Annotated in this window: 1 protein-coding gene and 1 pseudogene; both read left to right on the top strand. The window is 43.6% G+C overall.

What is annotated here, in order from left to right:
- Positions 1–173 (top strand): thrombospondin type 3 repeat-containing protein (locus V6251_RS15555; RefSeq protein ID WP_445933626.1); only part of this gene is annotated, 173 nt, incomplete at its 5' end.
- A 54-nt stretch (positions 174–227) separates the two neighbouring features.
- Positions 228–289: pseudogene (locus V6251_RS15550) on the top strand (hypothetical protein); the annotation flags it as partial.

Raw genomic sequence — 289 nt, 5'->3', positions numbered from 1 at the left:
ACGAAACAGAAGTTACAGATGGAGCCGATCCAAACGATCCTTGTTCTTACGATCCAGCAAATGTTACAGAAACTCAATCAGGAGATTGGTTAACAGCAGACTGTGATGGCGATGGCGTAACCAACGAAACAGAAGTTACAGATGGAACCGATCCAAACGATCCTTGTTCTTAAGATACAGCAAAAGTTACAGTATGTCAATCAGGAGAGTGGTTAACATCAGACTGTGATGGCGATGGCGTAACCAACGAAACAGAAGTTACAGATGGAACCGATCCAAACGATCCTTG

Origin of the sequence: Olleya sp. Ti.3.14 (assembly GCF_038154885.1) — a bacterium.
Lineage (GTDB): Bacteria > Bacteroidota > Bacteroidia > Flavobacteriales > Flavobacteriaceae > Olleya.
The sequence above is the reverse complement of the archived record's forward strand: the minus strand, read 5'-3'. Positions and strand labels throughout refer to the sequence as shown.